General features: G+C 71.6%; 24 protein-coding genes and 1 pseudogene. 15 read left to right on the forward strand and 10 right to left on the reverse strand.

All coding sequences use genetic code 11. The annotated features are described in order from the left end of the window. Nucleotides 1–92: 92 nt before the first annotated feature. Nucleotides 93–707, reverse strand: a complete 615-nt coding sequence (locus tag KSED_RS02830) for a hypothetical protein (protein ID WP_012802072.1) — start codon at nt 705–707, stop codon at nt 93–95. 710 nt (nt 708–1417) lie between these two features. Between KSED_RS02830 and KSED_RS15740 the strand changes: the two are divergent. The 10 genes and pseudogenes from KSED_RS15740 to KSED_RS02880 form a co-directional block, all read left to right on the forward strand. Further along, nucleotides 1418–1522 (forward strand): annotated as a pseudogene (locus tag KSED_RS15740) (hypothetical protein); the annotation flags it as partial. A 38-nt stretch (nt 1523–1560) separates the two neighbouring features. Next, the gene (locus KSED_RS15820; protein ID WP_169307769.1) at nt 1561–1974 is read left to right on the forward strand and encodes a VOC family protein; all 414 of its coding nucleotides are present in this window, start codon (nt 1561–1563) and stop codon (nt 1972–1974) included. Between the two features lie 120 nt (nt 1975–2094). Beyond that, a complete protein-coding gene (locus tag KSED_RS02845) occupies nt 2095–2532 on the forward strand; it encodes a hypothetical protein (protein ID WP_012802075.1) in 438 nt (145 codons plus the stop codon). Nucleotides 2533–2635: 103 nt separating this feature from the next. After that, on the forward strand, nt 2636–2926 hold the full coding sequence (purS, locus tag KSED_RS02850; RefSeq protein ID WP_012802076.1) for a phosphoribosylformylglycinamidine synthase subunit PurS: 291 nt from the start codon (nt 2636–2638) through the stop codon (nt 2924–2926). Continuing rightward, the gene (gene purQ, locus KSED_RS02855; protein WP_012802077.1) at nt 2923–3591 is read left to right on the forward strand and encodes a phosphoribosylformylglycinamidine synthase subunit PurQ; all 669 of its coding nucleotides are present in this window, start codon (nt 2923–2925) and stop codon (nt 3589–3591) included. The genes purS and purQ overlap by 4 nt, the downstream gene beginning before the upstream one ends. Then, entirely contained in the window at nt 3588–5984 is a 2397-nt protein-coding gene (purL, locus tag KSED_RS02860) for a phosphoribosylformylglycinamidine synthase subunit PurL (protein ID WP_012802078.1), read from the forward strand. Before purQ ends, purL begins: the two co-directional genes overlap by 4 nt. A gap of 1 nt (nt 5985) precedes the next feature. Beyond that, complete coding sequence (locus KSED_RS02865; protein ID WP_012802079.1) at nt 5986–6342, forward strand: hypothetical protein; 357 nt, start codon at nt 5986–5988, stop codon at nt 6340–6342. 9 nt (nt 6343–6351) lie between these two features. Further along, nucleotides 6352–6717, forward strand: coding sequence for a hypothetical protein (locus KSED_RS02870; RefSeq protein WP_012802080.1), 366 nt, complete (start codon nt 6352–6354; stop codon nt 6715–6717). 76 nt (nt 6718–6793) lie between these two features. Further along, the gene (locus KSED_RS02875; protein ID WP_012802081.1) at nt 6794–7228 is read left to right on the forward strand and encodes a hypothetical protein; all 435 of its coding nucleotides are present in this window, start codon (nt 6794–6796) and stop codon (nt 7226–7228) included. A 40-nt stretch (nt 7229–7268) separates the two neighbouring features. Next, complete coding sequence (locus tag KSED_RS02880; RefSeq protein ID WP_012802082.1) at nt 7269–7943, forward strand: hypothetical protein; 675 nt, start codon at nt 7269–7271, stop codon at nt 7941–7943. A 27-nt stretch (nt 7944–7970) separates the two neighbouring features. Here KSED_RS02880 and KSED_RS02885 read toward each other — a convergent pair whose 3' ends face one another. The 3 genes from KSED_RS02885 to KSED_RS02895 form a co-directional block, all read right to left on the reverse strand. Next, complete coding sequence (locus tag KSED_RS02885) at nt 7971–9218, reverse strand: pyridoxal phosphate-dependent aminotransferase (protein WP_012802083.1); 1248 nt, start codon at nt 9216–9218, stop codon at nt 7971–7973. Nucleotides 9219–9267: 49 nt separating this feature from the next. Then, nucleotides 9268–10137 (reverse strand): spermidine synthase, encoded by an 870-nt coding sequence (locus KSED_RS02890; protein ID WP_143827330.1) that lies wholly within the window; start codon nt 10135–10137, stop codon nt 9268–9270. A gap of 79 nt (nt 10138–10216) precedes the next feature. Continuing rightward, nucleotides 10217–11272 (reverse strand): zinc-dependent alcohol dehydrogenase family protein, encoded by a 1056-nt coding sequence (locus KSED_RS02895; RefSeq protein WP_012802085.1) that lies wholly within the window; start codon nt 11270–11272, stop codon nt 10217–10219. 128 nt (nt 11273–11400) lie between these two features. Here KSED_RS02895 and KSED_RS02900 point away from each other — a divergent pair, with 128 nt between their 5' ends. Together KSED_RS02900 and KSED_RS02905 are read left to right on the forward strand one after the other, a co-directional pair. Beyond that, nucleotides 11401–12630, forward strand: a complete 1230-nt coding sequence (locus KSED_RS02900) for an arginine deiminase (RefSeq protein WP_012802086.1) — start codon at nt 11401–11403, stop codon at nt 12628–12630. 1 nt (nt 12631) lies between these two features. Continuing rightward, nucleotides 12632–13048 carry a sterol carrier family protein gene (locus KSED_RS02905; protein ID WP_012802087.1) on the forward strand — a complete coding sequence of 139 codons (417 nt, stop codon included), beginning with the start codon at nt 12632–12634 and terminating at the stop codon, nt 13046–13048. A 7-nt stretch (nt 13049–13055) separates the two neighbouring features. Here KSED_RS02905 and KSED_RS02910 read toward each other — a convergent pair whose 3' ends face one another. Then, complete coding sequence (locus KSED_RS02910; protein ID WP_143827331.1) at nt 13056–13346, reverse strand: hypothetical protein; 291 nt, start codon at nt 13344–13346, stop codon at nt 13056–13058. Nucleotides 13347–13433: 87 nt separating this feature from the next. Here KSED_RS02910 and purF point away from each other — a divergent pair, with 87 nt between their 5' ends. After that, nucleotides 13434–14990 carry an amidophosphoribosyltransferase gene (gene purF, locus KSED_RS02915; protein WP_012802089.1) on the forward strand — a complete coding sequence of 519 codons (1557 nt, stop codon included), beginning with the start codon at nt 13434–13436 and terminating at the stop codon, nt 14988–14990. 82 nt (nt 14991–15072) lie between these two features. Continuing rightward, nucleotides 15073–16200 (forward strand): phosphoribosylformylglycinamidine cyclo-ligase, encoded by a 1128-nt coding sequence (gene purM, locus KSED_RS02920; protein WP_012802090.1) that lies wholly within the window; start codon nt 15073–15075, stop codon nt 16198–16200. Nucleotides 16201–16295: 95 nt separating this feature from the next. Here the strand turns inward: purM and KSED_RS02925 are convergent, their stop codons facing one another. The 3 genes from KSED_RS02925 to KSED_RS13415 all read right to left on the reverse strand — a co-directional run bounded on the left by KSED_RS02925 (nt 16296) and on the right by KSED_RS13415 (nt 17730). After that, nucleotides 16296–16490 (reverse strand): DUF3073 domain-containing protein, encoded by a 195-nt coding sequence (locus KSED_RS02925; RefSeq protein ID WP_012802091.1) that lies wholly within the window; start codon nt 16488–16490, stop codon nt 16296–16298. A 208-nt stretch (nt 16491–16698) separates the two neighbouring features. Next, nucleotides 16699–16914, reverse strand: coding sequence for a hypothetical protein (locus KSED_RS02930; protein ID WP_143827332.1), 216 nt, complete (start codon nt 16912–16914; stop codon nt 16699–16701). A 114-nt stretch (nt 16915–17028) separates the two neighbouring features. After that, complete coding sequence (locus tag KSED_RS13415; protein WP_012802093.1) at nt 17029–17730, reverse strand: copper resistance CopC family protein; 702 nt, start codon at nt 17728–17730, stop codon at nt 17029–17031. A gap of 91 nt (nt 17731–17821) precedes the next feature. Between KSED_RS13415 and KSED_RS02940 the strand changes: the two genes are divergently transcribed. Further along, nucleotides 17822–18454 (forward strand): IMPACT family protein, encoded by a 633-nt coding sequence (locus KSED_RS02940; protein WP_012802094.1) that lies wholly within the window; start codon nt 17822–17824, stop codon nt 18452–18454. A 57-nt stretch (nt 18455–18511) separates the two neighbouring features. On the opposite strand, the gene KSED_RS02945 is transcribed toward KSED_RS02940, so the two are convergent. Both KSED_RS02945 and lpdA read right to left on the reverse strand, forming a co-directional pair. Continuing rightward, nucleotides 18512–19777, reverse strand: a complete 1266-nt coding sequence (locus tag KSED_RS02945; RefSeq protein ID WP_012802095.1) for a carboxylate--amine ligase — start codon at nt 19775–19777, stop codon at nt 18512–18514. Between the two features lie 194 nt (nt 19778–19971). Beyond that, nucleotides 19972–21366, reverse strand: a complete 1395-nt coding sequence (gene lpdA / locus KSED_RS02950; protein ID WP_012802096.1) for a dihydrolipoyl dehydrogenase — start codon at nt 21364–21366, stop codon at nt 19972–19974. Nucleotides 21367–21530: the final 164 nt, after the last annotated feature.

The following is a 21530-nucleotide window of genomic DNA, read 5'->3' on the forward strand; positions in this document are numbered from 1 at the left end:
GAGCGGCATGATCGCACGCTGGAAGGACCTCTGCCTCGACGCAGTGGACGTCCCCGCCGCCTCGGGTGGTGACCTGCCGCGGTTGCCGTCCTTCAGCCACCGTCCCTGACGCTGCGGGCGACGCCTGCGACGTCCTCGGCGCCCGCCCACGGCGAGCCTGGCTCTTCACCTGCCACCATGGGGTTCTCGAGCTCGCCCGAGTCCTGGTACCAGAGACCATCGGGGAACAAGAACTTGGCGGGGTCGTCCGCGACACCTCCGTCGGGAAGGCTCAGGGACGCGTCCTCGGTGGAGTCGCCGGTCCACTGGCTCCAGACGGCGACCACCTCCCCGTCCGGGAGCGCAGCGCGAAGGTCATCGAGGTCTGCTCCCTCCGGCCGAATCATCTCGAGATGCACCACATCTCCCGCCTGGCCGGGGCCGTGCAGGGGCTCGACCACCTCCGCGGTCAACGAAGCGAACTCGTAGCGGACCTCGCCCAGGATCGTGCGTTGGTGACCGGGCTGCACGCCCGTGAGCCGGACGAGGGCAGCGCCAGCGGCGCGGTCGTCCACCGTGGCCTTGGAGTCCACCGGGTCGTAGTCGACGTGGGTCCCGCTGTCGGTGGTGAGGTCGTGCAAGGAGCGTTCCTCCTCCTGGGCCGAGCACCCAATGAGGGCCAACGCCGCGACGGAGGTGAGGAGCGTGTGCTGGGGCCGAATATTCATGATGTTCCCTTAGAAAGCGCGGTTGATGTCATCGCGGTCAGACGCACTGAACGATCGCCATCGCCAGTGCGTGGAGGGGACCTCTCCCTGGATCATGGCGCTGACGCTGTCGTGCCGAAAACTCAGGCTGTGGCCAACTTCATGAACTGTTGTCTTGCGGATGTCGGACCAGTCGTTGGCCCCTCGCTTCAACTCTGGGAAGTCGATGTACACAGAACCCTTGTAGCTACGCCCGCCTCTACAGTCATCGCACTGGTACCGCCCCCTGACTCCGGGAGGGAGATCTTCACTGAACCACGTCATATCGTTATAACCGAAGTAGCGGCCGCATCCGTATCCGATGTACTCGATGGTGAGGTCCGTGGTGTCTCGCAACCGCCGCATGGCGTAGCCCGCCGCCTCCTGTTCGTCGGCCGTCATATTGGCGTAGCAATACGTATGGTTCCCATCCGCCGGCCTCCCCCAAGGCTCCTCCGGATAATCAGCAACAGCTGCCGGGGAGGGTATGAGTATCAAACTGATGGTTGTGGCGGTCAATAGCCGGATGCCCATGCGATCAGCATGAGTCCTCAGGGGGGGTGTCAACCCCTTGGCCGCGGCCAGCTCGCCAAGCGGGCGGGTACTCTCATCGGTCGGCTGCCGAACCATGGGCCCGGCAGCACAGTGCCGCACTGGGTGACTATCCGTCACCACCCGCTAGCGTTCCATACATGATCGCGCGCTGGAAGGACTTCTGCATTGATGCGGTGGACGTCCCTGCAGCCCTGCGGTTCTGGTCCGTCGCCCTGGGGCTGGAGGGGCAGGAGAGTGGCAACGGTGCTGTCCTGCGCGGGGACACCCCGGACCAGACCGTGTGGATCAACCGTGTCGACGAGTCCCACCGGGTGAAGAACCGCCTGCACGTGGACGTGAACACCACCTCGGTCGAGCGGCTCGTCGAGAGCGGCGCCGCCGTCCTCGATGCCGAGTCCTTCGCCTGGACCGTCCTGCGCGATCCCGACGGTGGCGAGATCGGCCACGACGACGACCAGGCTGGTGGTGGTTCGACCTGCCGGACCCCTTCCCGGCGGAGTCCGTGGTCTTCGTGCCGGTGCCCGAGCCGAAGGTGGAGAAGAACCGCGTGCACCCGGACCTCTGGGGTGGGGAGGCCGACCTGGTCGCGGCCGGTGCCACGGTCGTCGACCGACAGCCTGGCTGGGTGGTCCTGGCCGACCCGGAGGGCAACGAGTTCTGTGCCTTCGCCCCACCGGACGCCGACGAGTGCTGACCCTCTCCTCAGGTGAGGCGCACGGTCCTCATCACAGATCGAGCACAGTCGGATCAGCGCTCTGGTGAGTGGGGCGCAGGGTCTGCCATGCTGGCTTCACCATCAACCGAGGGGGGAACCATGACCACGACCACTCGTCTCCTGACCATCGGCCTCGCCGCCACCGGAGTCATCGGCCTGGCGGGCTGCGACGGCCTCCTGGGTGCGTTGCAACCCTCGTCGGTCCAGGTGTCCGACGGGATGGTGGTCTACACCAACCCGCCGAACCACGCCGAGGGGGAGCCCCTCATCATCGGTGAGCTGACCTGGGACGCAGACCACGCGTGCTGGTACACCGTGGGCGCCGACGGCTCCGAGGCGACCACCGTCTACCCGGAGGGCACGACGAGCACGCCCGGCGAGCAGATCACCTTCGCAGGCGGGGAGGTGGTCCGCGCGGGGGAGGAGCTGGCGGTCGGTGGCACCGGGTGGACCCCGGGCGAGGACGAGGGGTTCACGCCCGACATGCGGTGTGGAGAGCGCGAGCTGCACTTCTCCGCGGGGACCGGCCCCCTCTGACCGCAACGGGCTCGCGAGGGGCGGGTGCACTGCGCCAGTAGACTCCGGTCTGCACGCGGGTGCGCAGTCAGCGGCCCGATCGCCACGTCCCCCAGGAGCGTCCATGGGCCACGTCATCGTCGACGTCATGCCGAAGCCGGAGATCCTCGACCCGCAAGGCAAGGCCATCGCCGGCGCCCTGCCCAAGCTCGGCATCGAGGGCTTCACCGAGGTCCGCCAGGGCAAGCGCTTCGTGCTCGCCGTCGACGGGGAGGTCACCGATGCCGTCCTCTCCTCCGCCCGCGAGGCCGCGACCACGCTGCTGAGCAACCCCGTCATCGAGGACGTCGTGAGCGTCCGTGAGGCGACCGCGGCCGAGCTGGAGGCCGACAAGGCGCAGGAGGCCACGGCGTGAAGGTCGGCGTCGTCACCTTCCCCGGCTCCCTGGACGACCGCGACGCGGCCCGCGCCATCGAGCTGGCCGGCGGCCAGGCCGTGGCCCTGTGGCACGGCGACGAGGACCTCACCGGCATCGATGCGGTGGTCCTCCCGGGCGGCTTCTCCTACGGCGACTACCTCCGCTGCGGCGCCATCGCCCGGTTCGCCCCGATGATGACCCGCGTCATCGCCGAGGCGCAGCGCGGCATGCCCGTGCTCGGCATCTGCAACGGCTTCCAGGTGCTGTGCGAGTCGCACCTGCTGCCCGGCGCCCTGATCCGCAACGACCACCAGACCTTCGTCTGCCGCGACCAGCGCCTCCGCATCGAGAACGCGACCACCGCCTGGACCTCCGGCTACGCCGAGGGCCAGGAGATCACCATCGTGCTCAAGAACGGCGAGGGCGGCTACGTGGCCGACGACGCCACGCTCGACGCCCTCGAGGGCGAGGGCCGCGTCGTGGCCCGCTACCTCGAGCACAACCCGAACGGCTCCCTGCGCGACATCGCCGGCATCACCAACGAGCGCGGCAACGTGGTGGGCCTCATGCCCCACCCGGAGCACTGCGTCGAGGAGGGCTACGGCCCCTCCACCGACGGCCTGCCCTTCTTCACCTCCGTCCTGCGGGAGATGGCCCGATGACCCCCACGCACCAGACCACCGGCCCCGATGCGGTGAACGCCGACCTCGACACCGTCACCCACGCCGCCAGCACGCCCGAGACCGAGCAGCCCTGGGCCGACCTGGGCCTGGCCGCCGACGAGTACGCCCGCATCCGCGAGGTCCTCGGCCGCCGCCCCACGAACGCCGAGCTGGCCATGTACTCGGTCATGTGGTCCGAGCACTGCTCCTACAAGTCCTCCAAGGTGCACCTGCGCCAGTTCGGTGAGAAGCAGTCCGACGAGATGCGTGAGCACCTGCTCGTCGGCATCGGCGAGAACGCTGGCGTGGTCGACATCGGCGACGACTGGGCGGTCACCTTCAAGGTCGAGTCCCACAACCACCCGAGCTTCGTGGAGCCCTACCAGGGCGCCGCCACCGGCGTGGGCGGCATCGTCCGCGACATCATCTCGATGGGGGCGCGCCCCATCGCGGTCATGGACGCCCTGCGCTTCGGCGACCCGTCCCACCCGGACACGCTGCGCGTGCTGCCCGGGGTGGTCGCCGGCATCAGCGGCTACGGCAACTCCCTGGGTCTGCCCAACATCGGCGGGGAGACCCGGTTCGATGCGGTGTACCAGGGCAACCCGCTGGTCAACGCCCTGTGCGTGGGGGCGATGAAGAAGCAGGACATCCACCTGGCCAACGCCTCGGGCGTGGGCAACCGGGTGGTGCTCTTCGGCGCCCGCACCGGCGGCGACGGCATCGGAGGTGCCTCGGTGCTGGCCTCCGGCTCGTTCGACGCCGACGGCCCGTCCAAGCGCCCGAGCGTGCAGGTGGGCGACCCGTTCAGCGAGAAGGTCCTCATCGAGTGCTGCCTGGAGCTGTACCGGGAGGGCCTGGTCGAGGGCATCCAGGACCTCGGGGCGGCCGGCATCTCGTGCGCCACCAGCGAGCTGGCCTCCAACGGCGAGGGCGGCATGCACATCGAGCTCACCAGCGTGCTGCTGCGCGACCCCACCCTGAACGCCGGCGAGATCCTCATGTCGGAGTCGCAGGAGCGCATGATGGCCGTGGTGACGCCGGAGAACGCCGAGGCCTTCGAGGCGGTCATGGCCCGCTACGAGGTCGAGTACTCCTGGCTCGGCGAGGTCACCGACACCGGGCGGCTGGTCATCGACTGGCAGGGCGAGACCATCGTCGACGTGGACCCGCGCACCGTGGCCCACGACGGCCCGGTCTACGAGCGCCCCTACGCCCGCCCGGAGTGGCTCGACGCGGTGCAGGCCGACACCGTCACGGCGGCCGGCCTGGAGCGCCCCGGCTCCGCAGCCGACCTGCGTGCCACGCTGCTCGACCTGCTCGGCAGCCCGAACCTGGCGGATGCGTCCTGGATCACCGACCAGTACGACCGCTACGTGCAGGGCAACACCGCATCGGCCATGCCGGACGACGCCGGCATCGTGCGCGTGGACGAGCAGACCGGCCGCGGCGTGGCCGTCTCGACCGACTGCAACAACCGCTTCAGCTACCTGGACCCCTACGCCGGGGCGCAGCTGAGCCTGGCCGAGGCCTTCCGCAACGTGGCGGCCAGCGGTGCGGCGCCGCGGGCGGTCTCGGACTGCCTGAACTTCGGCTCCCCGGAGGAGCCGGGCACCATGTGGCAGTTCGCCGAGGCCATCCGCGGCCTGGCCGACGGTTGCCTGGAGCTGGGCATCCCGGTGACCGGCGGCAACGTGTCGCTGTACAACTCCACCGGGGACACCGCCATCCACCCCACCCCGCTGGTCGCGGTGCTCGGTGTGCTGGACGACGTGGCCCGCCGCATCCCCACCGCCTGGCGGGCCGCCGGGCTGGACCTGGTGCTGCTCGGCGAGACCCGCGACGAGCTGGACGGCTCGGCCTGGGCCGGGCTGCACGGACACCTCGGCGGTGTGCCGCCGCAGGTGGACCTCGCGGCCGAGCGCCGGCTGGGCGAGCTCCTGGGCCGCGCGGCGGACGAGGGCCTGGTGGCCGGCTCGCACGACCTCTCCGAGGGGGGCCTCGCGGTCGCCCTGGCCGAGGGCGTGGAGCGCCACGGCACCGGTGCCCGGGTGGACCTGGCCTCGCTGCTGGGTGCTGGTGGCGCTGCGGCGGGCGAGGGCGCGCTCGATGCCGCTGCGGCGCTGTTCTCGGAGTCCGGCGGCCGCGTGCTGGTCGCCGTCGCGCCCGAGCACCGCGAGGCCTTCGACGCCCTGGTCGCCGAGCACGGCGTGCCGGCCGTCGCGCTCGGCACCACCACCCCCGGCGACTCCTTGCGGGTGGAGACGGGCGCGGGCGAGCTGGTGCTCACCGCATCGGAGATCTCCACGGCGCGCCAGCGGACCTTCCGCGAGCTGCTCGCCGGGGACGAGGCCGTCGTCGAAGCCGCCGTTGCCGAGGCGCACGGGCACTGACGTGTACGTCGTCTTGCTGCCGCTGGCGGCGCTCATCGCGGTGGCGGTCGTGGTGATCGGCCGTGCCGTCTCCGGCGGTGGGCGCCCCGCCCCCGGGTGGATGACGCCGGCCGCGGCGGTCGTGATGGTGCTGGTTGCCGGGGCCTACGCCCTGCTGGGCACCGTGGTGGCGCGGACGCGCGACGCGCAGGGCTTCGAGGCGCTCAACGCGCCGTTCGCGGCCTCGCTGATGGTCCTGCTGGTGCCGGCGGTCGTGCTCACGGTGCAGTTCTGGCGCGACCGGACGACCCACCGCTTTGCCGCCGCGATGGTGGCCGCCGCGCTCGGGCTGCTGCTCGTGCTCGGCATCCAGTTCTGAGGAGACTGCATGGACCCTGCTGACCTGTGGGTGCCGACCATGGCGGTGGTGCTGGTGACCGCGCTGGCCGTGTTCGCCGCCACCCGCCGCAGCGAGCCAGCCGGCCCCCTGAAGCGTGGGGTGGCCGGGGTGGCGACGGCGGTGGTCGTCGGGTGGGTGGCCTGGGCGGCCGTCGCGAGCGTCACCGGGGGACCGCTGCCGGGCGGGGGAGGCGCGGGCTACCTCAGCGTGCTGGGGCTGCGCGCGTTGTCGGTGGGGGCCGTGCTGGTCACCTTCTGGCGGGCGCGCACCGACCGTGCGTTCACCGTGGCGATGATGGTGACGCTCGCGATGTCGCTGCCCGAGCTCGGCTGGGCGGCCGACGCCCTGCGCTGAGGCATTGGCAAAGAATCCACCCCCGGGCTGACCGATCCGAGCGCGGCGGGGCGGCTCCCGGGCGCACACTCATCCCATGGACACACCGTTCCCCACCCGCCTCCCGCTGCCCACCGGCATCACGCGCCCCCGGGTTGTCGGTGCCCTGGCGGTGCTCGCGATGGCCGTGCCGCTGACGGCCGGGTGCGGTCCCGAGGAGGGCGAGAAGCACGACGAGAAGCTGGAACAGTGCGACCGGGCGCCGGACAACACCGAGCTGGGACACATGGTGAGCTCCCGCGACGCGGAGGACCGTCCCGTGCCGACCCTGGATGAGCTGGTGGCGCAGGCCGAGGGGATCGCCGTGGTGCACACCGGGCGGGTGTGGCCCGGCGAACAGACCGAGTCGGGCCTCGGGGGTGGTGAGGCGTCGACCGCCGTCACCGCCCGGGTGCTGCGGTCGGTGAAGGGGGACCGGCGGCGCCTCACAGGGGCGTCACAGTGTTCGCACAGTGCGCCGATCCGGCTGTGAGCCACTAGGCAGAACCCGACTGGAGCCCCATGCTCGTGTCATGAGCACACAGACCCTGCGGGGCACCCACGTCCTCGCCATCGCAGCCCTCGGCGCGATGGCCCTCACCGGCTGCGGCACCGGGGAGGAGGGGGCAGCCCCGTCGCAGTCCGTCACTGCGGCGGCGCCGTCCGGCACATCGGATCCGGGCGGCTCGCCCTCCGGCGACGCCGTCTGCGCGGTCGGCTCCGTGGACCCCTGGCACGAGAGGCTCGCCCCGGGGCTCGCGGGTGCCGACTGGCCCACCCTTCCCGCTCCGGCCAAGGCCCTCACCGAGCTGGACGGCATCGCCCTCGTGGAGCCCGCCGGGGACCTCCGGGAGTCGGGGGCCAAGGGCGCCTACGAGCTGCCGGTGACCGTCCTCGACGGGGTGGAGGGCGCGGAGGACGGCCAGCACCTCACGGTCGTCCTCCTGGGCGACGGCCTCTCGCTGGCCGAGGTCGAGGAGCTGCGCCCCGAGGGTCCCTACCTCGTGTTCTGGGAGGACACCGAGCAGGGTGCGGTGCCGCATGCCGAGGGCTTCTGGTACGAGCTCGACGTGGAGCCGTGCTCGAACAGCGAGGGCGCCGTCTCGCAGGTCAGCGACCCGGTCGCGGGCATCGGCTCCCCGCTCGGCTGGCAGGAGACCCACACGCTGGCGGGCATGGTCGAGCAGCTCCGCGCCGCCCAGGGGTGAGGGGCCGCTGGGTCTGCCGCGCCCCGCTCAGGCCTGGCGGTAGCTCGCGAGGAAGTTCCCCATCCGTTCCACGGCGACTGTGAGCGTGTCCGGGTGGGGGAGGGTCACCACGCGGAAGTGGTCGGTGGTGGGGATGTTGAAGCCCGACCCGTGGGTGATGAGGATCTTCTCGCTGCGCAGCAGGTCCAGGGCGAACTGCTGGTCGTCGGCGATCGGGTGCACCTCGGGATCGAGCCGGGGGAAGGCGTACAGGGCGCCGGTCGGCTTGACGCAGCTCACCCCATCAATGGCGTTGAGGCCCTCCCAGGCGACGTCCCGGCTGCGGGTGAGACGGCCGGTGGGCAGCAGCAGGTCCTCGATCGACTGCTTGCCCCCCAGAGCGGCCTGGATGGCCTGCTGGCCGGGCACGTTGGCGCACAGCCGGGTGGAGGTGAGCAGCTCCACGCCCTCCAGGAAGCCGGCGGCGTGGTCGCGCGGTCCGGTGATGACCATCCAGCCGGAGCGGTACCCGGCCACGCGATAGGTCTTGCTCAGCCCGGACAGGGTGACGCACAGCAGGTCCGGGGCGAAGGTGGCCAGGTTGGTCACCGGCAGGTCGTCGTAGGTGATGCGGTCGTAGATCTCGTCGGCGAACAGCAGCAGCCCGTGGCGACGCGCGACGTCCGTGATCGCCCGCAGCGTCTCGTCGCTGTAGACGGCGCCGGTGGGGTTGTTCGGGTTGATGACGACGATCGCCTTGGTGCGCGGGGTCACCTTGGACTCGAGGTCGGCCACGTCCGGGTTCCAGCCGTCCTCCTCGTCGCACCGGTAGTGCACCGGGCGGCCGCCGGCGAGCGAGGTCGCGGCGGTCCACAGCGGGTAGTCGGGGGAGGGGACGAGCACCTCGTCGCCGTCGTCGAGGAGGGCGTTGAGCACGAGCATGATGAGCTCGGAGACGCCGTTGCCCAGGTACACGTCGTCGACGTCGACCTCGGGGAAGCCCGGGGTCTCGTTGTAGCGGTCCACCACTGCCCGACGGGCCGACAGGATGCCCTTGGACTCGGAGTAGCCGTGCGAGACCGGCAGGGTGGCGATCATGTCGCGCACGATGTCCGGCGGCGGCGGGAAGTCGAACGGCGCTGGGTTGCCGATGTTCAGCTTCAGGATGTGCTCGCCGGCGGCCTCCATGCGCTGCGCCTCGGCGTTCACCGGGCCACGGATCTCGTAGAGGACGTCCGCGAGCTTGGCGCTCTGCGGCAGGGAGCGAGGCGTGGTCCGGTCACCGGGCGTCGTCATGTTCGGAATCGTCCCACGCGACGTGAGCGCCGCCGATCACCCGGGCCGGTCAAGCGCGAGGCGGCCCCGTCCATCGGGCCAGGACGGCACCGGCCCGCACCTCGGTGGGCAGGGCGGAGCGCCCCACGCGCCGCTCCAGAGCGGTGGCCCAAGCCGGGGCGCCCCGGCCCGGCGCCGTGCCCTCGTCCGTCCCACCGCGCCGGGCGACGACCACCACATTGCCCGGCCGGCGGCTGTTCAGCACCTCCCGGGCGCCGATGAGGGCGATCTCCTCCGCGCGCCACCCACCGGCCACCCACGCACCGAGCACCTCCCCGGTCCGCGCCAGCTCGGGTTCGTCGGCCACGTTCATGGCCAGCACCCCACCGGGCGCGAGCACCCGGAGGCAGTCCGCCGCGAACCCCGCGGTCACGAGCTCGTCGGGTACGCGCCCGGCGTCGAAGGCGTCCACCACCACGGCATCGGCGCTGGCGTCCTTGAGTCCCGCCACGCCGGTGCGGCCGGCCTGCGGGCGCACCCGGATGCGGTGACCCGCCGGGAGCGGGAGGCGGGCGCGCACCGCATCGGTCAGGGCCGCGTCGGGCTCCAGCACGATCTGCGGCGAGCCGGGCCGGGTGGCCTGCACGTAGCGGGGGAGCGTCAGTCCCGCGCCACCGACGTGGGTCACCCCGATCCGCTCCGGCGGGGAGGGCGTGGCCACAAGGTCGAGTACCGCGGCCAGGTGGGCGATGTACGGGAAGTCCAGCCGCCGCGGGTCGTCGGTGTCCACGTGGGACTGGGGTCGCCCGTCGCGGAGCACGATGACGCCGCCGCCCTCGGCCTCCTCGAAGCCGATGCGGTCCGGCAGCACGTCCTCCTCCCGGCCGCGGGGCGCCGGGGGCACTGGGCGGCGGCGGCCGGCGCGCTCACGTCGCCCCATCAGGACCGCCCCAGCACGGTGCCGTGCTCCCGAGCCCCCGCCACGAGCTGCCGGGCGCTCGTGCCGGTCGGGGAGCCGCTCACGGTCGCAGCATGACCTTGATGGCGGTGCGCTCGTCCATGGCCGTGTACGCCCGGGCGACCTCCGCCAGCGGCATCACCGCATCGAAGACCTGGCCCGGGTCGATCTCGCCGGCCAGCACCTTGTCGCGCAGCATCGGCGCGTACTCGCGCGCAGGCGCCACCCCGCCGGCGAGGTTCACGTTGCGGCGGAACATCAGCTCGATCGGTAGCTCGATGCCGTGCGGCACCCCCACGTAGCCGACCGTCCCGCCGGGCCGCGCGGAGCGGATCGCCTGCAGCATCGAGTCGTGGGTGCCCACGCACTCCAGGACACGGTCGGCGCCCCATCCGTCGGTGAGCTCGCGCAGCGCCTCGACCCCCTCGTCACCACGGGTCTCGATGATGTCGGTGGCCCCAAACGTTCGCGCCACCGCCTGCCGCTGGGGGTAGCGCGACATCGCGATGACGCGCTCGGCGCCCTGCAGGCCGGCGGCCAGCACCGCGCACAGACCCACCGCGCCATCGCCCACGACGGCGACGGTCTCGCCGGGCTGCACCCCGGCGCGCAGGGCCGCGTGCCACCCGGTTCCCATGACGTCCGAGCAGGTCAGCAGGGAGGCCAGCAGGCGCTCGTCCACCGAGGCGTCGATGCCGTCGACCGGGACCAAGGTGCCGTCCGCGCGGGGAACCCGCACGGCCTCGCCCTGCCCGCCGTCCACGAAATGCCCGTCGCGGTCCTCACCGCCCCAGCCGCCACCACGCTCGCAGGAGGTCTGCATGCCCCATCGGCACGCGGCGCACTCGCCGCACGACCAGACGAAGGGGGCGATGACGAACTGGCCGGGACGCACACCCGTCACCTCGGGGCCCACCTCCTCGACGACGCCGACGAACTCGTGGCCGATGCGGCGGGGCTCGTCCACGGCGTTGGCGCCCCGGTAGGGCCACAGGTCGGAGCCGCACACGCAGCTGGCGACAACGCGCACGACGGCGTCGGTGGGCAGCACGACCTGCGGGTCGGGGACCTCGGTCAGGCGGACGTCCCCGGGGGCATGGATCACGGTGGCCTTCATACGTGCGATCCTTGCACGCGACATGCACCCCGGGCAGCCGGGACCTGCTGGCCCAAGGGGGGTCGGCGTCCCGCCGGAGGCACGGCCCCGCGCCGCCTCCGCCGTCCCGGGAGAGGAAGGATCTCTCCATGCCGTTCCACGTTGGTTCCGAGGTGGGCAAACTCAAGCAGGTGATCGTGCACCGTCCCGGGCTCGAGATGAGCCGGTTGACGCCCACGAACTGTGAGCGCTACCTGTTCGACGAGGTGCTGTGGCTCGAGAAGGCGCAGGCCGAGCACGACGAGTTCCGGGCGGTCATGGAGGGGCGCGGCGTCGTCGTGCACGAATTCTCCGACCTGCTGCGCGAGACGCTCGCCGTGCCGGACGCCAAGAAGCACGTGCTGGACAACTCGCTGGACGAGCGCATGGTGGGTCCGCAGGCCGCCGACGAGCTGCGCGGCGTCTTCCAGGCCATGTCCGACGAGGAGCTCGCCACCTACCTGGTCGGGGGCCTCACGAAGGGCGAGCTGAACGCCCGCCTCCCGCGCAGCACCAGCCTGTACCTGAACACCCTCACCGACCGGGACATGGTGCTGGCCCCGCTGCCCAACCACCTCTTCACGCGCGACACCTCGGCGTGGATGTTCGGCGGTGTCTCGGTGAACTCCATGCACAAGAAGGCCCGCCGCCGCGAGACGGTCCACTTCGAGGCCATCTACCGCTGGCACCCGCTCTTCGCCGAGGCCGACTTCGCGCGCTGGAACGACGGGCTGCAGAGCGGCCCGGCGACCACCGAGGGCGGCGACATGCTCGTCATCGGCAACGAGGCGGTGATGATCGGTGTCTCCGAGCGCACCAACCCGCAGGGTGTGGAGCGCGTGGCGCAGAATCTGCTGCGCTCCGGCCAGGCGAGGACGGTGCTGGCACTGGACATGCCGAAGGCCCGGGCCCTGATGCACCTGGACACGGTGATGACCATGCTCAACCCCACCACCTTCACCCGGTACCAGAACCTGCCGCCCATGCAGAGCTGGACCATCCGCGCCGACGGCGAGGGTGCCGAGGCGGGCCTCGAGTTCACCCACAACGCGCCGGAGCGGCTGGACGCGGCGATCGCCGAGGCCCTCGGGGTCGACCGGATCGAGGTGCTGGCCGCCGACCAGGACGAGCGCTCCGCCGAGCGCGAGCAGTGGGACGACGGCTGCAACGTGCTCGCCCTGGAGCCGAACGTGGTCGTCGGCTACGAGCGCAACACCACCACGAACGACTACCTGCGCGCGCAGGGCGTCGAGGTGCTCACGATCGACGGCGGCGAGCTCGGCCGGGGTCGGGGTGGCCCCCGCTGCATGAGCTGCCCCATCGAGCGCGAGGCCGTCTGAGGTGCCGCCCCGCCGCCGCATCGACCCGTCCGCGGGGCACGCGGCGGTGGGGCAGTGGCTCGCCGCGCAGTCGGGTCAGGACGAGGGGGAGCCCGCGCCCGTCGCGGTGGACCGGCAGGTGCTGGCCACCGCGGTGCGGTTCACGCTGGAGGAGCTGGGCGCCCGCGCTCCGGGACGCTCGGTGGAGGTGAGGGTCCCGCCGCTGGGCGTGGTGCAGTGCGTCGAGGGCTCCACGCACCGCCGGGGCACGCCGCCGGCCGTGGTGGAGATGGACGCGGCCACGTGGCTCGCCCTCGCGACGGGGCGCTTGGCGTGGGTCGATGCAGTGGGCGCCGGTTCGGTGCAGGCCTCCGGGCAGCGGGCGGACCTGGCTTCCCACCTGCCCCTGGTCGAGGACGCAGGGGCCCGGCGGGCCTGAGGGCGGATCAGCTGCCGCGGCGCTCGCTGCGCTTCAGGGCGATGGCGTCGACGATCGCGAAGACGACCCCGCCCAGCAGCAGGCCGGCGATGCCGAACATCACGGCGAGGAACGCGAAGGACCGTCCGGGGGAGTACATCGGGGAGGACGGCCCCATCACCGTCACGAGCCCGGCGAGGGCCACGCCCAGCACGGTGCCGATGAGCACGAAGGGCAGCACCCGTGGCGCGCGGTGCACCGGGGTGGGGTCGGGGGTGGGGGAGTTCTGGTCGGGGAATTCCTGGGTCTCGTCCTGCACGGTTCCACGGTACGTGGACGGCTGGGCCTGCTGCCGGCACCACCCCCCCATCGGGCGACTGCATGATGGGCGCCACCCTGTGGGACCATGTGCCCCGTGACCCGAGGTGATGGCCGTCTGTCCCATGCTCTGCTCCCCGACGAGGCGCTCCCGCAGGACGAGTGCGGGGTGTTCGCCGTGTGGGCGCCCGACGAGGACGTCGCGACGCTGACCTACTACGGGCTCTACGCCCTGCAGCACCGCGGCCAGGAGTCCGCCGGCATCGCGGTGTCCAACGGCTCGTCGCTGCTGGTCTACAAGGACATGGGCCTGGTCTCCCAGGTGTTCAACGACCAGGTGCTGCGCCCGCTGAAGGGGCACATGGCCATCGGGCACACCCGCTACTCCACCACCGGGGCCTCGGTCTGGGAGAACGCCCAGCCCACGTTGGCCGGTTCGGACGACCGCACGCTCGCGCTGGCGCACAACGGCAACATCATTAACTCCGCCGAGCTGCTCGACCGGTTGAAGGAGCTGCTGGACGGCGACGTGAGCAAGGCTGCCGGGGAGCTGGGCCGGGGGAGCACCACCGACACCGCGATCCTCTCCTCGCTGCTGAGCACCGGGGAGGGCACCGTGCTGGAGCGCGCGCAGCGGATCCTGCCCACCGTGCGCGGTGCGTTCTCGCTGGTCTTCCTCGACGAGAACCGCCTGTACGCCGCCCGCGACCCGCAGGGTGTGCGCCCGCTGGTGATCGGCCGCCTGAGCCGCGGCTGGGTGGTCGCCTCGGAGACGGCGGCCCTGGACATCGTGGGCGCCAGCTTCGTGCGCGAGGTCGCCCCCGGTGAGCTGATCGCCATCGACCACGACGGGCTGGAGTCGGTCTCCTTCGCCGAGCCCGAGCCCAAGGGCTGCATCTTCGAGTACGTCTACCTCGCGCGGCCGGACACCAAGATCGCCGGCCGGGAGGTCTACGACGCCCGGGTGGAGATGGGGCGTGCGCTGGCCCGGCGGCACCCGGCCGAGGCCGACATGGTGATGCCGGTGCCCGAGTCCGGGACGCCCTCGGCCATCGGCTACGCCGAGGAGTCCGGCATCCCCTACGGCCTGGGGCTGGTGAAGAACTCGTACGTGGGGCGCACCTTCATCTCGCCCACGCAGACCATCCGGCAACTGGGCATCCGGCTCAAGCTGAACCCGCTGAAGCACGTCATCGCCGGCAAGCGCCTGGTGGTCGTGGACGACTCGATCGTCCGCGGCAACACGCAGCGGGCCCTGGTGAAGATGCTCCGCGAGGCGGGCGCTGCCGAGGTGCACGTGCGCATCAGCTCGCCGCCGGTGGAATGGCCCTGCTTCTACGGCATCGACTTCGCCACCCGCGCCGAGCTCGCCGCGGCGAACATGACCGTCGAGGAGATCTGCACCTCGATCGGCGCGGACTCGCTGGGCTACGTGGAGGTCGAGGACATCGTCGCGGCCTCGGAGCAGCCAGCCGACCGCCTCTGCGCCGCCTGCTTCGACGGTGTCTACCCCATCCCCCTGCCCACCGACGGCCGCACCGGCAAGAAGTGGCTGGAGCTCGAGCGGGCCGCCCGCGCCACCGACCCGACGGACGTGGGCACCCAGCAGGTGCGCGACTTCGCGCAGAACCCCGGCCGCCCCTGAACCCGCTGCCGGCTGCCCGGGCGACCCGGACGGCAGGCCCCGCACCGTCCACCGCAGACCGACCACCCCGCAGAAGGTCCTCATGAACACCCCGCAGAACACCCCCGGCATCACCTACGCCCAGGCCGGCGTCGACACCGAGGCCGGCGACCGCGCCGTCGAGTTGATGAAGTCCTCCGTCGCCCGGGCGACCCGCCCCGAGGTGGTCGGCGGGCTCGGTGGCTTCGCGGGCCTCTTCGACGCCTCCGCCCTTCAGGGCATGTCCCGGCCGCTGCTCACCACCTCCACCGACGGGGTGGGCACGAAGATCGCCATCGCCCGCGCGCTCGACCGGCACGACACCATCGGGCAGGACCTGGTGGCGATGGTCGTCGACGACATCGTGGTCTGCGGCGCGGAGCCGCTGTTCATGACCGACTACATCGCCACCGGCTCGGTGGTCCCGGAGCGGATCGCGGCGATCGTCTCCGGCATCGCCCGCGGGTGCGAGCTCGCCGGGGTGGCGCTGGTGGGCGGGGAGACGGCCGAGCACCCGGGGCTCATGGCGCCGGACGAGTACGACCTGGCCGGCGCGGCGACCGGCGTGGTGGACGCGCCGGACGTGCTCGGCCCAGAGCGGGTGGCGCAGGGCGACGCCGTGCTGTGCATCGCCTCCTCGGGCCTGCACTCCAACGGCTTCTCGCTGGTGCGCCGTGTGGTCGAGCACGCCGGGCTCTCCCTGGAGGAGGAGGTGCCGGAGTTCGGCCGCACCCTCGGCGAGGAGCTGCTCGAGCCCACGCGCATCTACTCACTGCCCTTGCTCGAGGTGATCCGGGCGACGCGCGTGCACGCCCTGAGCCACGTGACCGGCGGCGGGCTGGCCGCGAACCTCGCCCGCGTGATGCCGCAGGGCCTGTACGCCGCGCTCGACCGCTCCACCTGGGCGCCGGCCCCGGTGTTCGATGCGGTGCAGCGCTGGGGCGGGGTCGACCGTGCCGACCTGGAGAAGACCCTGAACCAGGGCGTCGGGTTCGTGGCGCTGCTGCCGCAGGAGTCCGTCGACACGGCGGTCGAGCTGTTGGCGGGTCACGGCATCGATGCCTGGGTGGCCGGTGAGGTCCACGGGTCGGCCGAGGCGGGACTGGGTGCCCAGGTCGCGACCGGTGACTGGGTGACCGGGGCCAAGGGCGTCGAGGGCGGGGCCGCGGCGCTGGTGGGCGACCACGCCTGAGGCGGGCATCGGGCCGGCATCGGACCTCCGGATGGGCCCCCGGACGCGCGAACGCCCCCGGTGAGCGGGGGCGTTCGCGGTGTGGGGACTGCTGGTCAGCGGTCGTTGGCCGGCCAGCGGTCCTCGTCGTCCTCGTCGTCGGAGGAGCTGGAGTACCCGTTGCGGGAGGACTCGCGGTCCGACGAGGCGCGCAGTTCCCTCTCCAGCGCGCTCAGGTCGGTGTCGGGGGAGTAGTACTTCAGCTCCCGAGCAACCTTGGTCTGCTTTGCCTTGGCTCGGCCGCGCCCCATGGCGTGACCCCCTAACCGGTCTGGCGGAGCGGCATCGCGCTACACATGTCAATCGCGTGGCGTCATCAGTCCTGAACGGTGCGGCGTCACGCGAGTGTCGTGCGAGGCGTAGCGGCCCCGGGGTTCGTATATGTCGTGTCGCAGAGTTTACAACACCGACCCCCGGCCCGGCGGGTGGGCTCGCGGGCAGCAGAGCCCGGTCGGAGGGTCAGGGCTTGCTGGTGTCCACGTCGTTGCCGAGGATCTCCATCAGGGGCCAGATGCCGATGATGACCAGGCTCACGATGATGCCCAGCAGGATGAACAGGGCCGCGTGGACCGCGGGGCTCATGCGGTGCTTCTTGATGCCCTCGTCGTCGCCCCCGTGGGTAGCGGACTCCGGCGCGGCCGCGTGGGTCGTGGTCGCCACAACGTTGTCAGTCATGCCGGTCAGTGTTCCACGGGCACGGGCCGCTCGACAGGCCCAGAAGGTCACAGGTCGAGAACAATTCCCCGGCCGTTGCCCCGGTCCGGCCCCCCGGGGGCACCCGGACCGCGCTCAGCGGCGCAGCAGGAGCGCCCCTCCGGCGAGCAGCACCAGGGCCAGGGCACCCAGGCCCACCCAGCCGGTGGTGCTCAGGCCGCCGCTGGAGTCCTGGTCGGAGTCCTGTGCGTCGGAGCCCGCCTCGTCCGAGGGGGTGCCGGTGGCCTCGGTCGTGGTGCTCTCGGTGGGCTCGGTGGAGGCGGAGTCGCTCGGCGCTGCGGTCGGCTCGGACGAGGGGGACCCGGCGGGCTCGGAGCTCCCACTCGGCGCCCCGCTCGACTCGGCAGGCTCCGAGCTCTCCGCGGGCGAGCTCCCCGCATCGTCGCTGTCGGCTGCCACGGTGAAGTCCGTGGTGCCGGAGATCGGGTGCCCGTCGGAGGAGACCACCCGCCAGGTGGTCGTGTAGCTGCCGTCCGCGAGATCCTCGGGCAGGTCGAAGGTCACGACCGACCCGTCGGCGGTGGGCTCGCCCTCGGCCACGACCTCGCCGGCGGAGTCGGTCACGGAGACGCGGTTGCCCACCTGCTGCACGGCGTCGCTGTAGGTCAGGACCAGTTCGTCGGGGGCCTCGGTGAGGGTCTCCCCGGCGCTGGGCTCGGCACCCTCCAGCACGTCGTGGGCCCCGGCAGGTGCGGCGAACGTGCACGTCAGGGCCGCCGCCCCCACGGCGGCGAGGGCGCGGGTGCGGCGGGCGCGGGCAGAGTGGTGCGTGGTCATGGCGCCCATCCTAGAACTCCGATATCGCGTAGTAGAACCGGGTTCGTGGACGCGCCCCCGACGGCTGGCAGTCGCCGCCTACCCTGAGGCCATGCCCGTCACCTCCTACCGCACCCTCGCCCGCGACGCCCATGGCGAGATCGAGGAGAAGAACTCACGCTTCGTGTGCCGCATCGCGCCCAGCGACTCCGAGGAGGCCGCGCGCGCCGTCATCGAGGCCGAGCGCCGCACCCACCACGACGCGCGGCACCACTGCAGCGCGTTCGTGCTCGGGCCCGACGGCCGCATCGAGCGCTCCAACGACGACGGGGAGCCCGCCGGCACCGCCGGCACCCCCATGCTCGACGTGCTGCGCGGCTCGGGCTACCGCGACGTCACGGCGGTGGTGACCCGCTGGTTCGGTGGCACCAAGCTGGGCGCCGGCGGGCTCGTGCGCGCCTACGGGGACGCGGTGCGCGCGGCCCTGGAGGACGCTCGCCCGCGCGAGCGCCGCCTGGTGTGCGAGCACTCGCTGGTCGTCGCGCACGCCGAGGCGGGCCGCATCGAGAACGACCTGCGGGTGGCCGGGTTCGTGGTCACCGGCACCGACTACGCCGAGCGGGCGACCCTCCACGTCGCCACCCCGCCCGACCAGCAGGACGCGCTCGCCTCGGCCGTGGCCGTGGCCACCGGGGGTGGGGGCGTGCTCGTGCCCGGCGACGAGCGCTGGGTGGACGCCCCCTGAGACGCCCGATGGGGTGAGCCGCCCACGCCGGGCGGCTCACCCCATCGGGCCGGGGGATCAGAAGCCGTGCGAGCTGGGCTTCGGGTAGTACTTCAGGAACTTGCGGACGTGGTTGAGCATGGCGACCACGGTGTAGCCCTGGCGCCACAGCGAGTCCTTGCGGGGGTTCCACAGCGGGTGGTGGATGCCGTTGCGGGCGGCCGCGTTGACCCGGCGGCGCAGCTCGGGGTCCAGCACGTAGCGCATGAGGAAGGGCTTGAACAGGACCGTGTAGAGGATCTCGTTCTCCACCCGCACCGGGGTGTGGCGCTTGTTCTCGACCACGTCGGTCACCACGAACTCGGCGACGTTCGCGCCGGCGGCGGTCACGTAGTAGTTGTTGCGGCCGATGCGGGAGTTCATCTCCAGGAAGTAGCCGGTGCCGTCGCGCGGGTCGACCTTCACGTCGAAGTTCGCGAAGCCCTGGTAGTCCATGTGGTCCAGGAACTTCACCGCCGAGTCCCACAGGTCGGGCAGGGCGGTGGTGAACATGGCCGCCGGGTTGCCCAGGGCGGTGGGGGAGTGCTCCTCCAGCAGCACGTGGGCGCTGCACAGCAGGGTGGTCTCGCCGTTGCGGTCGCGGTAGGCGGTCACCGAGCGCATGTAGGTGTCGTCGCCACCGATGAGCTGCTGCACGAGGAACTGACCGGTGAAGCCCGCGGCGCGCAGGACGCGGACCATGTCGTCGTACTGCTCCTGGGTGTCCAGGAAGTAGACCTTCTTCTTGCCGGCGAACTTGAGGGTCTCGTACTGGCTGGTGGTTGCGGGCTTGGCCACCACGGGGAAGGGCTGCTCCACGGCCGGCGCGGCCCAGTCCGCACCGTCGGAGCCGGCGAAGTCGAGCACCTGCGTGGCGGGGTGGGGGATGTCCAGCTCGGCGCATGCCTGGGCGAACTCGACCTTGTCGCTGATGCGGTCCAGCAGGTCCACGCCGGGCATGGGGATCGTGTAGTACGGCGCGAGCTCGTCGACGCGCTCCATCACCATGCGGACGATCGTGTCCTGGTTGGTCAGCAGCACCAGCGGGTGGCGGCCGTGGTGCTTCCTGCCGATGCGCACCAGCTCGTCGATGGTGTCGTCGGAGGTCTTGTCCTCGCCGATGAGGTGGTGGTTGATGATCTCCGAGCGCATCACCGGCCCGGTCTCGACGCGGGAGACGACCGTGGGGATCGTGCCGTAGCGATCGTTGAAGGCGCGGGCGAGGGCATAGACGCCGATGTCGCCACCGACCATCACCAGGTCGAACGCCGGGGCGTCGGGGCTTGCTGCGGGGGTCTTGGGCACGTCGTCTCCTGACATCTGGGGTGCTCCGGCGATCCTATGCGCAGGCTGCCTGGTGCGCCTCAGTCCGGCGCGCTCTCGGAACGGGGCCACGCCTCGGTGGGCGGCCACCTGGGCTGGGCCCCTTCGCACGACGACGCCCCGCCCACCAACCGGTGGACGGGGCATCGTGCTGGGCGGGTGCCCAGAGGGTGAACTCAGAGGTTGATCATGTGGCCGGCGATGCCCTCGACGGCCTCCTTGACCGACTCGGACAGCGTCGGGTGGGCGAACACATTGCGAGCCACCTCGTCGGCGGTGAGGTCCCACTTCTGGGCCAGGGTCAGCACCGGCAGCAACTCGGTGACCTCCGGGCCGATCATGTGGGCGCCGATGATCTCGTTGTGCTCGGCGTCGGCCACCACCTTGACGAACCCGCGGGCATCGCCGAAGCCCATCGCCTTCCCGTTGGCGGAGAAGGGGAACTTCGAGACCTTCACGTCGTAGCCCTTCTCCTTGGCCTGGGCCTCGGAGTAGCCGAACGACGCGATCTGCGGCTGGCAGTAGGTGGCGCGCGGGATGAAGTCGAACTCCACCGGCATCGTGTCGGCACCGGCGATGCGCTCGGAGGCGACGACGCCCATGGCCTCGGCAGTGTGGGCGAGCATCAACTTCCCGGTGACGTCACCGATGGCGTAGATGTTCTCCACCGCTGTCCGGCCCCACTGGTCGATGTCGATGGCACCGCGCTCGGTGGTCTCGACCCCGACGTTCTCCAGGCCGTAGCCCTCGATGCGGGGGGCGAACCCGATCGCCGAGAGCAGGCGGTCGGCCTCGAGGACCTCCTCGGAGCCGTCCTTGCTCACGGTGACCTTCACGCCCGAGCCGGTGTCCTCGACCTTCTCCACCTTGGTGGAGAGCTTCACGTCCACGCCGAGCTTCTTGTAGTGCTTGAGGAGCTCCTTGGAGATCTCCTCGTCCTCGGTGGGCACCATGCGGTCCAGGAACTCCACGATGGTCACCTTCACCCCGAAGTTCGCCATCACGTAGGCGAACTCCACGCCGATGGCGCCGGAGCCGGCGATGATGATCGACTCGGGCAGCTCCTCGTCGAGGATCTGCTCCTCGTAGGTGACGACGTTCTCGCTGAGCTCGACGCCGGGGATCATCCGGGTGGTCGCGCCGGTGGCGATGATGAGGTGGTCGTAGGTGACCTCCTGGGTCTCGCCGTCGTTGAGGTCCACCGAGACGGTCGAGTCGGACTGGATGGTGCCCCAGCCGTCGATCTCGGTGATCTTGTTCTTCTTCATGAGGAAGTGGACGCCCTTGACGATGCCCTCGGAGACCTTGCGGCTACGCGAGTGGGTCGGCCCATAGGACATGGTGGCGTCGCCCTCGATGCCGAAGGTCTTCTTCTCCTTGGTCAGCGTGTACGCGAGTTCCGCGTTGCGCAGGAGCGCCTTGGACGGGATGCAGCCGACGTTCAGGCAGACACCGCCCCAGTACTTCTTCTCGATGACGGCAACCTTCTTGCCGAGCTGGGCGGCACGGATGGCGGCGACGTAGCCACCGGGGCCCGCGCCAAGGACAACGACGTCATAGTGATCGGCCATGGCCCCAGTATGGCAAGCGTTGTCCACCGGCGCTGCGCCGTGCCCGCCCCGGGTGCCTGGAGGGCCGACCGTGAACTCCGTCACTGTCCCCGGGGTGCGGGTTCTCGCGGCGTGGCGCGGGTGGTTGACTGAGGTCCCGCCGGCCGGCGGGACCCCTCGAGACC

Origin of the sequence: Kytococcus sedentarius DSM 20547 (assembly GCF_000023925.1) — a bacterium.
GTDB lineage: Bacteria > Actinomycetota > Actinomycetes > Actinomycetales > Dermatophilaceae > Kytococcus > Kytococcus sedentarius.

What these genes read in the sequence shown, in the direction of transcription:
- KSED_RS02830 (WP_012802072.1), bottom strand. Translation starts at nt 707, where the DNA reads ATGAATATTCGGCCCCAGCACACGCTCCTCACCTCCGTCGCGGCGTTG.
- KSED_RS02845 (WP_012802075.1), top strand. Translation starts at nt 2,095, where the DNA reads ATGACCACGACCACTCGTCTCCTGACCATCGGCCTCGCCGCCACCGGA.
- purS (WP_012802076.1), top strand. Translation starts at nt 2,636, where the DNA reads ATGGGCCACGTCATCGTCGACGTCATGCCGAAGCCGGAGATCCTCGAC.
- purL (WP_012802078.1), top strand. Translation starts at nt 3,588, where the DNA reads ATGACCCCCACGCACCAGACCACCGGCCCCGATGCGGTGAACGCCGAC.
- KSED_RS02870 (WP_012802080.1), top strand. Translation starts at nt 6,352, where the DNA reads ATGGACCCTGCTGACCTGTGGGTGCCGACCATGGCGGTGGTGCTGGTG.
- KSED_RS02875 (WP_012802081.1), top strand. Translation starts at nt 6,794, where the DNA reads ATGGACACACCGTTCCCCACCCGCCTCCCGCTGCCCACCGGCATCACG.
- KSED_RS02880 (WP_012802082.1), top strand. Translation starts at nt 7,269, where the DNA reads ATGAGCACACAGACCCTGCGGGGCACCCACGTCCTCGCCATCGCAGCC.
- KSED_RS02885 (WP_012802083.1), bottom strand. Translation starts at nt 9,218, where the DNA reads ATGACGACGCCCGGTGACCGGACCACGCCTCGCTCCCTGCCGCAGAGC.
- KSED_RS02890 (WP_143827330.1), bottom strand. Translation starts at nt 10,137, where the DNA reads ATGGGGCGACGTGAGCGCGCCGGCCGCCGCCGCCCAGTGCCCCCGGCG.
- KSED_RS02895 (WP_012802085.1), bottom strand. Translation starts at nt 11,272, where the DNA reads ATGAAGGCCACCGTGATCCATGCCCCCGGGGACGTCCGCCTGACCGAG.
- KSED_RS02900 (WP_012802086.1), top strand. Translation starts at nt 11,401, where the DNA reads ATGCCGTTCCACGTTGGTTCCGAGGTGGGCAAACTCAAGCAGGTGATC.
- purF (WP_012802089.1), top strand. Translation starts at nt 13,434, where the DNA reads ATGTGCCCCGTGACCCGAGGTGATGGCCGTCTGTCCCATGCTCTGCTC.
- purM (WP_012802090.1), top strand. Translation starts at nt 15,073, where the DNA reads ATGAACACCCCGCAGAACACCCCCGGCATCACCTACGCCCAGGCCGGC.
- KSED_RS02925 (WP_012802091.1), bottom strand. Translation starts at nt 16,490, where the DNA reads ATGGGGCGCGGCCGAGCCAAGGCAAAGCAGACCAAGGTTGCTCGGGAG.
- KSED_RS02930 (WP_143827332.1), bottom strand. Translation starts at nt 16,914, where the DNA reads ATGACTGACAACGTTGTGGCGACCACGACCCACGCGGCCGCGCCGGAG.
- KSED_RS13415 (WP_012802093.1), bottom strand. Translation starts at nt 17,730, where the DNA reads ATGACCACGCACCACTCTGCCCGCGCCCGCCGCACCCGCGCCCTCGCC.
- KSED_RS02940 (WP_012802094.1), top strand. Translation starts at nt 17,822, where the DNA reads ATGCCCGTCACCTCCTACCGCACCCTCGCCCGCGACGCCCATGGCGAG.
- lpdA (WP_012802096.1), bottom strand. Translation starts at nt 21,366, where the DNA reads ATGGCCGATCACTATGACGTCGTTGTCCTTGGCGCGGGCCCCGGTGGC.